General features: G+C 69.0%; 13 protein-coding genes. 7 read left to right on the top strand and 6 right to left on the bottom strand.

From position 1 onward, the window contains the following. The coding region (locus GX543_RS10265) for a PHP domain-containing protein (RefSeq protein WP_290851772.1) at positions 1-932 on the bottom strand (932 nt) is incomplete at its 3' end. A gap of 175 nt (positions 933-1,107) precedes the next feature. Here GX543_RS10265 and GX543_RS10260 point away from each other — a divergent pair. Then, positions 1,108-2,241 carry a DUF5685 family protein gene (locus GX543_RS10260; RefSeq protein WP_290851771.1) on the top strand — a complete coding sequence of 378 codons (1,134 nt, stop codon included), beginning with the start codon at positions 1,108-1,110 and terminating at the stop codon, positions 2,239-2,241. A gap of 159 nt (positions 2,242-2,400) precedes the next feature. On the opposite strand, the gene GX543_RS10255 is transcribed toward GX543_RS10260, so the two are convergent. Beyond that, positions 2,401-3,030: a superoxide dismutase gene (locus tag GX543_RS10255; protein WP_290851770.1), complete on the bottom strand. Its 630-nt coding sequence runs from the start codon at positions 3,028-3,030 to the stop codon at positions 2,401-2,403. 127 nt (positions 3,031-3,157) lie between these two features. Next, the gene (locus GX543_RS10250) at positions 3,158-3,301 is read right to left on the bottom strand and encodes a hypothetical protein (protein WP_290851769.1); all 144 of its coding nucleotides are present in this window, start codon (positions 3,299-3,301) and stop codon (positions 3,158-3,160) included. 141 nt (positions 3,302-3,442) lie between these two features. Between GX543_RS10250 and msrA the strand changes: the two genes are divergently transcribed. Next, positions 3,443-4,162 (top strand): peptide-methionine (S)-S-oxide reductase MsrA, encoded by a 720-nt coding sequence (msrA, locus tag GX543_RS10245; RefSeq protein WP_290851768.1) that lies wholly within the window; start codon positions 3,443-3,445, stop codon positions 4,160-4,162. 21 nt (positions 4,163-4,183) lie between these two features. Further along, positions 4,184-5,248: a winged helix DNA-binding domain-containing protein gene (locus GX543_RS10240; RefSeq protein ID WP_290851767.1), complete on the top strand. Its 1,065-nt coding sequence runs from the start codon at positions 4,184-4,186 to the stop codon at positions 5,246-5,248. Between the two features lie 26 nt (positions 5,249-5,274). Here the strand turns inward: GX543_RS10240 and GX543_RS10235 are convergent, their stop codons facing one another. Continuing rightward, positions 5,275-6,012 carry a VOC family protein gene (locus GX543_RS10235; protein ID WP_290851766.1) on the bottom strand — a complete coding sequence of 246 codons (738 nt, stop codon included), beginning with the start codon at positions 6,010-6,012 and terminating at the stop codon, positions 5,275-5,277. A 442-nt stretch (positions 6,013-6,454) separates the two neighbouring features. Here GX543_RS10235 and GX543_RS10230 point away from each other — a divergent pair, with 442 nt between their 5' ends. The 4 genes from GX543_RS10230 (at position 6,455) to GX543_RS10215 (ending at position 9,636) form a co-directional block, all read left to right on the top strand. Beyond that, positions 6,455-6,805 carry a rhodanese-like domain-containing protein gene (locus GX543_RS10230; protein ID WP_290851765.1) on the top strand — a complete coding sequence of 117 codons (351 nt, stop codon included), beginning with the start codon at positions 6,455-6,457 and terminating at the stop codon, positions 6,803-6,805. A gap of 86 nt (positions 6,806-6,891) precedes the next feature. After that, entirely contained in the window at positions 6,892-7,794 is a 903-nt protein-coding gene (locus GX543_RS10225; RefSeq protein ID WP_290851764.1) for a DUF4328 domain-containing protein, read from the top strand. Beyond that, positions 7,791-8,579, top strand: a complete 789-nt coding sequence (locus GX543_RS10220) for a glycerophosphodiester phosphodiesterase family protein (protein ID WP_290851763.1) — start codon at positions 7,791-7,793, stop codon at positions 8,577-8,579. Before GX543_RS10225 ends, GX543_RS10220 begins: the two co-directional genes overlap by 4 nt. 61 nt (positions 8,580-8,640) lie before the next feature. Then, positions 8,641-9,636, top strand: coding sequence for a DUF5926 family protein (locus GX543_RS10215; RefSeq protein WP_290851762.1), 996 nt, complete (start codon positions 8,641-8,643; stop codon positions 9,634-9,636). A gap of 45 nt (positions 9,637-9,681) precedes the next feature. Here the strand turns inward: GX543_RS10215 and GX543_RS10210 are convergent, their stop codons facing one another. Both GX543_RS10210 and GX543_RS10205 read right to left on the bottom strand, forming a co-directional pair. After that, positions 9,682-10,227 carry a ferritin gene (locus GX543_RS10210; protein ID WP_290851761.1) on the bottom strand — a complete coding sequence of 182 codons (546 nt, stop codon included), beginning with the start codon at positions 10,225-10,227 and terminating at the stop codon, positions 9,682-9,684. A gap of 98 nt (positions 10,228-10,325) precedes the next feature. Beyond that, a complete protein-coding gene (locus tag GX543_RS10205; RefSeq protein ID WP_290851759.1) occupies positions 10,326-11,732 on the bottom strand; it encodes an LCP family protein in 1,407 nt (468 codons plus the stop codon). Positions 11,733-11,778: the final 46 nt, after the last annotated feature.

The raw sequence follows: 11,778 nt of genomic DNA, 5'->3' as shown, positions 1-11,778 counted from the left end.
GCGTCGGAGTCGATGGCGAACAGGCAGCCGAGGTCGCGGGCCATCGTGATCAGCTCATCGGGCGGGTCGACACGCTCCGGGCGGGAGTTGATCTCCACGGCGGTGCCGTGAGCCGCGCAGGCGCGAAACACCGCCTCGGCGTCGAAAGTCGACGGCGGCCGATGCCCGCGGCCGGTGAGGACACGTCGTCCGGTGCAGTGCCCGAGGACGTTGACGCGGGGGTCGGAAGCGGCCGCGACCAGGCGCGCGGTCATCGCGTCGTGCTCCATCCGGAGCTTCGAATGCACCGACGCGGTGACGACGTCGAGCTCGGCGAGCAGGTCGTCGGACTGATCGAGTGCGCCGTCGTCGAGGATGTCGACCTCGATGCCGGTCAACAGTCGCAGCGTCTGGGAGCCCGAGTTCCGCCGGGTGGTATTCCATTGGGCGATCTGGGCCATCTGGTCCGTGAGTCGCTCCGCGGTCAGGCCGTGGGCGACGGTCAGGCGTGGGGAGTGGTCGGTGATCGCCAGCCAGGCGTAGCCCATTGCCGCGGCTGCCGCGGCCATCTCGTCGATCGACGCGCCACCGTCGCTCCAGTCGGTGTGCGCGTGCAGGTCGCCGCGCAACTCGGAGACGAGCGCCGCCGCCTCCTGCGGTGGGAAGGGATCCGGTTGCTCCTGCAAGCGCGCGAGATAGTCGGGGACCTGCCCGTTCACGGCCTCGACGAGCACTCGGGCGGTGGTCGTGCCGATGTGCTCCACCTGCGGCAGCGAGCCGTCCGCGGCACGTTCGGCGACGGCGTCGGCGCCCAGGGCGGTCGCCGCGCGGGCCGCCTTGCGAAAAGCTTCCACCCGGTAGCTGCGTTCGCGCTGCCGTTCCAGCAGCCAGGTGATCCGCTGCAGCGCGACAACGGGATCGACCGGTGCCCGCAACGGTTCCAGCGGTCTCATCGTCGAATTCCGGGACGGTGCCGGCTGCGACTGCGCATGTCGACAGTGTCGCGCGGATCGGCGGCTCGGCCAAGGGGTGACTCGCCGCGGCCGCGATTTGGCGCCGAGACGGCTGTCGCGGCGGATAATCTCCGCAGCGTGGATGCATCCGGCATCGGCTGAAAGAGGGACCATCGTGTTCGGACTGCTGCAACCCTGCGGCCACGTGCTCGACGACGAGCTCAGAGACCAGTGGCGGTCGCACCTGTGCGGCGTCTGCTTGGCGCTGCGCGACGGTCACGGGCAGTTGTCGCGCGCGACCACCAACACCGACACGATCATGGTCTCGGTGCTCACCGCGGCACAGCGTGCATCGCAGACGGCGACGCGGACCGCGGGTCCGTGTCCGCTCCGCGGCATGCGGACCGCCGAGGTCGTCACGGCGGACGAGCCGGGTGTCGCACTCGCCGCGGCCGCCTCGTTGGCGCTGGCGACGGCGAAGGCCGACGACGTGGTTGCTGAGCAGCGACTCGGGCTCGCCGCGCCCGAGCCGAGGCGCACGCGCGCGGCGTCGATGGCGAGTCGCTCGCTGCACCGCCGAGTGCAGACCGTCACCGCGCTCGACGTGGACGCGGTGCTGGCGCCGCTGGCCGCGCAGGCGGAGATCGAATGCACCGCTTCAGATCTCGATGCCTTGCTGGCTCCGACCGCGGACGCCTGCGCAGCGGTGTTCGCCGCCAGCGCCGACCGGGCGGAGGTGCCAGACAACCGGGCCCCGCTCGCTGACATCGGAGCCGACTTCGGACGGCTCGCGCATCTGCTGGATGCGGTCGACGACCGGGAAGCTGATCGCAATGCAGGGGCCTTCAACCCGCTGGAGGCGTCGGGGACGACCGACCGCGACGCCCTCGATCGGGCGGCGGTGCTCGTCGACCGGATCACCGCGCGGTACGAGACCCTTATCCTGCACGACGACCGGCTGCTGCGGACGGTCCTTCTCGGCGGGATCGCCCGTGCGGTCCGGTCTCGTCGCCAAGCGCTGGTCCCCGGCGCATTCGCCGATCGCTGCGGCGCGAAGCCGGTGGCCTACGACGTCGGTTGGCCGGCCCAGCGCCCGCCCGGATTTCCGCCGAACGCCCCCTATCCGCCGCCCTTCAAGCCGAACCGGAAGTGGTATGAGCGTGTTCTGCCCTTCGCCGGTGTCACGCTGTGCGGTCCGGCGCTGTGCACGGACCACTGGAATCACTGCTCCGACAAGTACAAGTCGGCTGCGTGTGGAAACTGCGACGGTTGCGACGACTGCTGCGACTGTTGCGATTGCTGCAACTGACGTGCTGAACAGGCCGTGCTGAACGGGCGGGGCAGAACAGGCGGGGCTGAACAGGCAGGGCAGTGCACGTCCACCCCTCAATGCGGCCACCTGAACGCAGAGCGACCCGGCACCAAAGGTGCCGGGTCGCTTCGCCGGGTATCCCGCTCTGGCTGAGGATCAGGCCGGAACGATGAGGCCGTTGCCCTGGGTGCGTGCGCGATCGAAGCGCTCGCCGGCGTCGGCCCAGTTGACGATGTTCCACCACGCCTTGACGTACTCCGGCTTGACGTTCTGGTAGTCGAGGTAGAAGGCGTGCTCCCACATGTCGAGCATGACGACGGGGATCAGGGCGGCGGAGGTGTTGCCGCTCTGGTCGGTGAGCTGCTCGATGACGAGGCGCTGGCCGATGGTGTCCCAGCCGAGGATGGCCCAGCCGCTGCCCTGGAGGGTGGTGGCTGCGGCGGTGAAGTGCGCCTGGAACTTGTCGAAGCTGCCGAAGTCGTTGGCGATCGCGTCTGCGAGGTCGCCGACCGGCTTGTCGCCGCCGTTGGGCGACAGGTTCTTCCAGAAGATCGAGTGGTTGGTGTGACCACCGAGGTGGAACGACAGGTTTGCCGACAGGCCGAAGACCTTGCCTGCAATGGTGCCGTCTTCGCGGGCCTCGGCCAGCTTCTCGAGCGCGGTGTTGGCGCCGTTCACGTAGGCCTGGTGGTGCTTGCTGTGGTGGAGCTCCATGATCTTGCCAGAGATGTGCGGCTCCAGAGCGCCGTAGTCATAGTCCAGCTCAGGCAGGGTGTAGTCAGCCACGATGGTCCTCTCTTACTGAAGAAGGTTGAAAGATCCGTACCCGGGTCCTCTTTCTACAGTTCCGTAGACCGGCAGTCTTTGCAACAGGACCCACGCGGGTGTGCGAAAAGCGTGGCGCGCCACGCGGTCAGAGCACGGCTACCAACACGATGGCGGCGATGATCACGACGATGGTCGCGGCGATCGACGCGCACTGTGCGCCAATCCGGATGTCGAACCCCGACTTCTCGTCGGCAATGCGCCTCAACCGCAATTCCGGCCGTCCGCCCATCGTGCGCCTCCCCGTCGTCTCGCCACTGCGTTGTATCGCGACTGCTCCGCCGGTCGGTGATCTGCATCACAGCCGGGCCGGGCTTTGAGCGTACTCGGTCGCCTCACAGCCGACAACAGCGGTCCGACGTACGCTGGAGCCATGAGTCTGTTCGATCGTCTTCTGGCCGCCGCCGACGTCAAGCGGGTGATGGTGACCCGCGATCAAGCACTGCCGGGCCGGGCCGAACCGATGCCGGTGCTCGCCGAGCATCGGGTTCTGCAACGACCGCTGCGCGGCGAGGCCGACGCCTCCGGCGCGTATGCGCCGGGAGGGATCGGAGACTGGGGCCCGGACCTGCGCGCCGTCGTGGTGGCGGGCGGCTGCTTCTGGGGCTTCGAAGAGATCTTCTGGCAGCTTCCCGGAGTCGTGACCACCGCAGTCGGATACGCCGGCGGCTACACCCCGAACCCGACCTACGAGGAGGTGTGCACCGCGCGCACCGGGCACACCGAAGCGGTCCTGGTGGTCTACGACCCGCAGGTGCTGACCTTCGAGAAGCTGCTCGAGGTCTTCTACACCACCCACGACCCGACGCAGGAGATGCGCCAGGGCAACGACATCGGCACCCAGTACCGGTCGGCGGTCTTCACCTTCGACGACGCCGAGGCCGACCTCGCCGCGGCTGCGGCGCGTCGCTTCGAGCCGGTGCTGGCCGAGGCCGGATACGGTCCGGTGACCAGCGAGATCTCGCTGCTGTCCGACGCTGGTGACGGCACCTTCTACTACGCCGAGGCGTATCACCAGCAGTATCTGTTCACCAACCCGAACGGGTACCGCTGCCACGCGACCACCGGGCTCACCTTCCCGGCGGCCGGCTAGGCAACTGGGCATCCTCGGCTCGTGAGCCCCCGCGTCAGCCTCCGGCAGTGGAATCGCACACTGCTGGAGCGTCAGCATTTGATCGAACGCGTCGACGAAGACGCCGTCGAAGTGATCGACCGTTGCGTCGGTCTGCAGTCGCAGAATCCGCAGGCGGCGTTCTTCGCGCTGGAGTCGCGGATCCGTGACTTCGACCCGACCGAACTCGACGACCTCCTCACTGAGCGCGAGGTGGTGCGGATGGCGCTGCACCGCGGCACCGTCTTCCTGATGGACGCCCTCGATGCGCGGTGGATGCGACCGGCGTTGCAGCCGGTGCTCGACATCGGCGTGCGCTCGCACGCGCGCGAGCTGACCGACGTCACCGTCGACGAGGTGTCGACGGCTGCCGTCGAGCTGCTGGCCGACGGTCCGCTCGCGGCCGCCGACCTGCGTCAGGGGCTGGCGCGGCGTTGGCCCGGTGAGCCTGCCGCCGCGATGGTCGCGGTGGCGCGAATGCGACTTCCCCTGGTGCAGACGCCGCCGCGCGGGCTGTGGCGCCGGTCGGGCGCGCCGTCGTACGTGTTGCTCGACGAGTGGATCGGTGACGGTCCGGTCGGCGTTGCGGGCGACGAAGCGATCCGCGACCTGATCCGGATGTTTCTGCGCGGGTTCGGGCCGTCAACGGTGGCGGCCGTGCAGACCTGGTCGGGTCTGCGCGGACTGCGTCCCATCGTCGAGGCGATGGAAGCCGACTGGGAACTGGCGAAGCTCACCGGCCCCGCAGGCGAGACGCTCTACGACCTCGAGGGCTTGGCCCTGGCCGATCCGGAGTCGTCGGTCCCGGTGCGGTTCGTCGGGCCGTTCGACAACGCGGTCTTCGCGGACATCGACCGGATCCGCATCGCCGATGCGGACGTCTACCGGCAGACGGTGACCCCGAACGGGCTCTCGCCCGGATTCATCCTCATCGACGGTCGGCTGGCGGGCACCTGGCGGCTCGACGGCTCCGATATGACGCTGACCGAGTTGACGGACCTGAGCCAGCGCGTGCGCCAGGAGTGCGAACGGGAAGCCGCGCGCCTGCGTGAGTTCGCGGCTCGTTGACGCACTCCCCGGTCAGGGGGTTCGCGTCAGAGCCCGGTCCGTGGGTTGCGTTCGGCGATGCAGTAGAGCCGGCCGGCGGGATCGGCCATCCGAGCGGTGTCGCCGTTGCGGTCGATGAGCGTGGCACCCCAGTCCCGGTGCCGTTCCACTTCGTCGTCGATCCCGGTCACGGCCAGCGCGGTGTGGGCGCTTGCCTCGGCGTCGTCGGTCCGCGCGATCACCACCTGCAGTGACAGTCGAGGACTGTTGTTGAGGGCCACCTCGTCCACGTCGCCGGTGGCGATCGCTCCCTTGCCGATCAGCGTCGACCAGAAATTGACCTCGGAGTCGAAATCGGCCGACGGTACTTGGAAGCGGAGCTGATCGACGATGCTGATCGCACCGCCGGGCCAGCGGATCGGGCGGGCGCGCACTGCCTCGCCCGCCCATGGAACCAGGCAGAAGACGCCCCCGACCGGTGATCGCATGATCACGAAGCCGTCGTCGGCGACCGACTCGAGGGTCGCACCGAGTGCTTCCGCCTCGCGTGCGCCGGCGTGGGGGTCGTCGACGTGCAGATCCAGATGCATGCCTCCGGGGCCGTCCTCGACTCGCTGCACGCGGAGGTAGGGGTCGCCGTGGAACGGTTCGAGGGTCGCGAACTCCTTGGCGCGGCCGCGCGGAGGGGAGACGGTGCTGCCGGAGATGGCGCGCCAGAAGGTCACCTCCGGACCGAATTCGGAGGCGGGGAAATCGAAGAAGGCCGTGAGCCAACGCACGTGCACGGTGCCCAAGTGTAATCGGACAGACCGTGGTCTCGGGCAAGTCAGAAGTGCTCCTGGAGAGTTTCTCCCGCGTGTTATCCCCAAGTTGTCCACACACTGGTTGGGGATGGAAATGGCGAACATTCCTGTGCATTCGGTGAGATTTGGCGGCAAGAATGGGTGAACGAGAGACGAAACCGAGACTTGCGTCACACAATAACGCCCTACGACCTCCCGGTATCCACAATTCCACAGGGTTGTACACACCCCATCCGGGGCTTGTGTGTAACTGGGGATCACTGTCGACTGTCCGAGTTTGTGGATAAGAATATGCATACCTACATATAGGGAGGGGGTGTTGTGGATGCGGGGGCCTGTGGTAGCGATCCGACGGTCGTCCGTCGCGCGGGGGACGGGTAGCCTCCGCGCGCGGAGTACTTGTGGAACCATGGGGAGGGTGAGCATGGACGAGATCGAGACGGTGGCGGTCACCGACCTCCCCGACGACTTCAGCGGGGTCACGGATTCGGTGCTGCTCGACGTTCGTGAGAACTACGAGTGGGAAGAGGCGCACGTCCGCGGAGCCCTGCATATTCCGCTGGACGACGTTCCCGGTCGGATCGACGAGATCGACCTCGACGCCGACCTGCTGGTGATCTGCCGGACCAGTGGCCGCTCGTTCCGACTTTCGCAGTACCTGGCCATGCGCGGGATCGACGCGACCGTGGTCCGCGGCGGCATGGTCGCGTGGCAGAACGCGGACAAGGCCTTCGACACCGGCACCGAAGGCATGGACGGGAGTACCGCAGGCTGATGCTCGATGTTTGCCCCGCCTGCCGTATCCAGGCGCCCCATCGGCAGGGTCGTGAAACGTGTCCGCGATGCGGTGGCCGCCTCAACGTGGTGGACCAATTCGGCCGCGTCCTGATTCCGCAGCAGTCCCGCCTATACCCCGGACCGGTCGGTGCGCCTCCAGCCGGTCGTCCGCCCGCACGACGGGTCGTCGCCCCGCGGCCTCCGCTGCGCTGGGTGGCCGATCGTCCGGCGTCGGCCCGGCCGGGGGTCACGCCGTCGCGACGGGTGGAACCGACGCCGACGCCGTCGTACCGAGTGATTCCACGCTGGGGGCTGTCGGAGGTGCGCGCGGACCCGAGCGTCGACTCCGCCGAAACGCCGGACGTCCGCAGCGCGCTGCCGTCGGCCCTGCTGCTGGCGGCGTACCCGCTGGCCGCAGCCGCCCTGGTCCACGCGATCCGCTACCTGATCGTGGTGGTGAACCGATCGACGCCCATTCCCCAGTGGCTGGACCTCCTGTCGTCGGCCGCCGTCGTGGTCTTCGGTGTCTTCGCCGTCATCGGCATGGTGTTCGCTCTGGTGGCGTTCACCCGATGGATGCTCGCGACTCGGGCCGAGGCCTACGCCGCAGCCGAGATCGGGGATCCGCGCAGTCGACGGAACCAGATCCTGCTGACGGTGCTGCCCTTGGTCAACGTGATCGGCGCCCCGCTTCTGCTGGCGGAGGCCGCGCGGTGCGGCGACGATGTCGACCGTGCCGGAGAGCGCATCAAGAAGATCGCGACGGCGTGGGCGATCGTGAACTTCCTGGCCCTGGTGGCCGTCGCCTACCGGGTCGGGGGCTGGTTCAGCGATTCGGTGCAGGTGCACGCCGACGGACTCGCGGTGCTGACGGTGTCACTGGCGGTCTCGTCGGTGTTCGCCTACTGGGCGGTGCCGCGACTGCCCGTGGTGCTGACCGGTCCGGTCGGGCGCGCCGAGGCCCACCGACGGCTGGTGGCCGCATGAACCTCAACGACATCTCGCGATCGGGTAAACCCGCGGTCGTCGCGCATCGCGGCGCGTCGGGCGAACTCGCCGAGCACACGGTGGCGGCCTACGAACTGGCCCTGTCCCAGGGCGCCGACGGCCTGGAGTGCGACATCCGGCTGACGGCGGACGAGGAGCTGGTCTGCATCCACGACCGCACCGTCGATCGCACCTCCGACGCCAGCGGCGTGGTCAGCGAACTGACCCTTCCCGAGCTCCGCGAGTTCGATTTCGGCTCGTGGCACGCGGGCGGGAAGCCGTCGTCCGTCCTGACCCTGCGGGAACTGCTCACCCTCACCCTCGACTGGCATCGCCCGGTGCGGCTGTTCATCGAGACCAAGCATCCGGTGCGGTTCGGCAGCCTGGTGGAGACCAAGCTGTTGGAGATGCTCCACGAGTTCGGGGTGGCGTCGCCGCCGTCGGCCGACCACAGCCGCGCCGTCGTGATCTCGTTCTCCGCCGCCGGGGTCTGGCGCGTGCGGCGCACCGCGCCGATGCTGCCGACCATCCTCCTCGGCGAGACCGCCCGCATCATCGGCGGGACCGCCGCCACCGCGGTCGGCGCCACCGGTGTCGGACCGTCGATCGAGACGCTGCGGCTGCGCCCGGACCTGGTGGACCGCGCCGCAGCAGCCGGGCGCGTCACCTACGCCTGGACGTGTGACGACCAGGCCGACGTTCAGCTCTGCGCGGACCTCGGCGTCCGCTGGCTGGCGACCAACTATCCGGCCCGCGTTCGGGACTGGCTCGTCACCGTCGATTGAATCGGGTCGGAATCAGGGTCGGGATGCCGCGCCCGCGGGCCGCGAATGAGAAGCTTGACTCATGGGAAAGAAGAGCAAGCGCGGCAGTGGTCCGCGCCCGGGAAGCAATCGTGCCGAACGCGTCGCCGCGCGCAAGGCGCGCCAGGTGGCGGCCCTCGCCGCTCCGGTCCGCCCGCTGGCCGGGCTGAAGGCCGAGTGCGATCTGGTGGCGATGCGCGCGTTCATCGCCTCCGCCACCGCGGAGGTGCCGTATGCGAAGAGCTTCGACGCCGCCCACGAAGCGGATTTCGCGACCATCCTGCCGGGTGCCGTCGCCGCCGAGGTGCGCCGACGCGACGCCGCCGTCTTCGGTGAGAAGGGCGCCGCGCCAGGCGACGCCGACGGCACGGTGACGCAGGGGATGGTCGGACTGCAGACCAACCCGGAGCCCGCCGATCTCGCGGGCTCGCTGGCGAGCGCCCTGGAGTGGGCATCGAATGCGGCGCTCGGCGACGAGTACAACGGTGCTTCTGGCGACGGCGCTCCCGGAGACGGCGCTCCCGGCGAGCCGGCGCTCACCGAGATCCTCGACGCCGACGCCGATCTCGACATCGTGGTGCACACGGACTTCGGCTGGTGGTTCGCCGACGACGCCAAGGTCTCGCCGGAACTGTCGATGATGCTCGAGCGCGCCAACGAGACCATCCTGCCGACGGCTCGCCTGCGTCCCAAGAGCGGCGTCGGCGCGCCGTGGTGGGTAGACGCCGGCGACAAGGCACATCTGCGGTGGGTGCGGCCGGAAGACGAGACCGAGCTGATGAATGCCCTGGCCCGGGTGCACGCGGCTGGCCACCTGACGCTCGGCGAGGGCTCGCGGTTCGCGGGCTCGTTCCGCACTCACGGGTTGATCGTGCCCGTGTTCGACCTCGACGTCGAGGCGCACCACGAGGAGTGGATCGACGGCGTCGACGAGTTCGATGCGCGACTCACCGAGGCGCTGGCCGACAGCTCCGAGCTGACCGCTGCTGAGCGCAGTTCGCGGGCCGGGATCATCGGTCGGCAGGTCACGCTGCGTTGACGTAGTCGGGCGGACGCGGATCCCGCCGTCGTCGGGTGTGCTGGGCTACAGGTTCCCGCCGGCGGCCGGGGGCTCCGCCGGGTCTGCGGCACCGGTGGTCGCGTTGATCTCGCGTTCGACGAAACTCTCGACGTCGAAGATGTTGCCGTTGGCGCGATCGGCGATGGCCTGCAGGGTCGACATGGTCGCGACCTCCTCGACCTGCTCCTTGAGGAACCACTGCATGAACTGTTCGCCCAGGTAGTCGCCGTCGTCGCGAGCGGCCTTGGCCAGGTTCACGATCTGCTCGGTGACCTGCTTCTCCTGCTTCAGTGCCAGTTCGATCGGCTCGCGGTAACCGTTGAACTCCGTGACCGGGGCACCGGCGGCGGGGATCTTGACGTCGATGTCGCGGTCCAGGAAGTACTGGACGATCATCATCGCGTGATTGCGCTCTTCGACGGACTGCGCGTAGAAGTGCTTCGCGAGCTGCGGCATGTCGTGGTTGTCGTAGTAGACGGCGAGGGCGATGTACTGCTGCGAGGCAGTGAACTCGTTGCTGATCTGGTCGTGCAACAGCTGTTGGAACGGCGTGCGCGGCGTTTCGGTCATGCGCAGAGTGTAAACGGCCGCTCCGACCTCCCGTCGATCGTGACCCGGGTGGCGTTCACGACATCCGCCGCCGGTGGAGTTCGGCGCGACACCGATGATCAGGAGAAGGCGCCGCCGCCCGACGACAGCAGGTCTTCGGGCACGGCCTGCCCGCGCGCGATGTGGTCGAAGAACTGCGCGGTGGTCGTGCCGGGAATCAGCGAGTCGCCGTCGTCGGTCGCCTGGTCGCCGTCGGAGGGGACCGTGGTGGTGATCGGATCGCCCTTGATCTTGAACGCCAGCCAGGCCAGGTTCCACAGGTGATCGCCGGTGTCGACGGTGACGGCGTCCACCGCGCCGCTGACGAACGGGAACACCCGGAACGGGTTCAGCAGCACCGCGGGGCTCGTGGCGCGCGACATCAGGGCGGCCAGGAACTTGCGCTGGTTCACCACGCGCTCCAGGTCGGCGTTGGGGAACGCCCGGGTCCGCACCAGGCCGAGGGCCTGCGCGCCGTTGAGCGTCTGGCACCCGGCCTTGAGCTTCAGACCCGCCTTCGGGTCGCGCAGCGGTTTGTCCAGGCACATCTCGACCCCGCCGACGGCTTCGACGAGCTGGTCGAAGCCGCCGAAGCCGATCTCCACGTAGTGGTCGATGCGGACGCCGCTGAACTCCTCGACGGTCTGAACCAGCAGCTTGGCGCCGCCGTTGTTGAACGCCGCGTTGATCTTGTGGCTGCCCATCCCGGGGATCGGCACGTACAGGTCGCGCGGGATGCTGATCAGCATCGGCTTCCCGGACGGCGGCAGGTGCGCCATCATGATGGTGTCCGTCCGAGCGCCGTCGGCGTCGCCGGTCGCGAGATTCTCCTTCTGCTGGTCGGTGAGTCCCGCACGGGAGTCGGTGCCGACGATCAGCCAGTTGGTGCCGGGAGTGTCGGCGACGCGTCCGGCATAGGACGACAGCGCGTCGACCCGGTGCAGCTTGCTGTCGTAGTAGAACAGCATCGCCACCGGCGTGATGAGCAACAGCAAGAGCACCACCAGCAGGATGCGGCCGAGCCGGAACTTGCGGCGTGTGCGCTTCGCCGCGGGCCGTGCTCTCCGGTCGTCCGGTTTGGACGCGTCGCGACGGCCGCGCTTCGGCGGGCGAGGGGGCGGACTGTCGGACCGCCGACGCGGTTCGTCGCCCGCGGGCCGCTGAGGTGCGGGCGCGTGCCGACCGCCCGGAACGGGCTGCGGTTCCTGTCGCGGGGCATAGCCGGGCGCGCCCGCCGCGCCGTGCGGTGGTCGTTGCTGCTGGGGCGGTTGCCCCTGGGGTGAGCGCGGCGGCGTGCGTCGGGGGTCGATCGGCGGCGGTGCGGGTGCTCGATGCCGTGGTCGACGGTCCGGTTCCTGCGACCACGCGAGTGGCGGCCGGTACTCCGCCGGAGGCGGCGGGCCGGAGACCCGGCGGGTCGACGCCTCGGGACGAGGGTCTCCGCTCGGTCGCCGCGGGGGCGGCGGGTCGGCTCGGCGTGAGTTCATCGGAGACACGCTACTGCCGGAAACTGACGACTGCCTGAGGGCGCGC

Source organism: Gordonia sp. (in: high G+C Gram-positive bacteria) (genome assembly GCF_012515855.1).
Classification (GTDB): Bacteria; Actinomycetota; Actinomycetes; order Mycobacteriales; family Mycobacteriaceae; genus Gordonia.
The sequence above is the reverse complement of the archived record's forward strand: the minus strand, read 5'-3'. Positions and strand labels throughout refer to the sequence as shown.

Excerpts from the sequence above, each read along its gene's own strand:
- GX543_RS10250 (WP_290851769.1), bottom strand. The coding sequence starts at position 3,301 with ATGGGCGGACGGCCGGAATTGCGGTTGAGGCGCATTGCCGACGAGAAG.
- msrA (WP_290851768.1), top strand. The coding sequence starts at position 3,443 with ATGAGTCTGTTCGATCGTCTTCTGGCCGCCGCCGACGTCAAGCGGGTG.
- GX543_RS10230 (WP_290851765.1), top strand. The coding sequence starts at position 6,455 with ATGGACGAGATCGAGACGGTGGCGGTCACCGACCTCCCCGACGACTTC.
- GX543_RS10220 (WP_290851763.1), top strand. The coding sequence starts at position 7,791 with ATGAACCTCAACGACATCTCGCGATCGGGTAAACCCGCGGTCGTCGCG.
- GX543_RS10215 (WP_290851762.1), top strand. The coding sequence starts at position 8,641 with ATGGGAAAGAAGAGCAAGCGCGGCAGTGGTCCGCGCCCGGGAAGCAAT.
- GX543_RS10210 (WP_290851761.1), bottom strand. The coding sequence starts at position 10,227 with ATGACCGAAACGCCGCGCACGCCGTTCCAACAGCTGTTGCACGACCAG.
- GX543_RS10205 (WP_290851759.1), bottom strand. The coding sequence starts at position 11,732 with ATGAACTCACGCCGAGCCGACCCGCCGCCCCCGCGGCGACCGAGCGGA.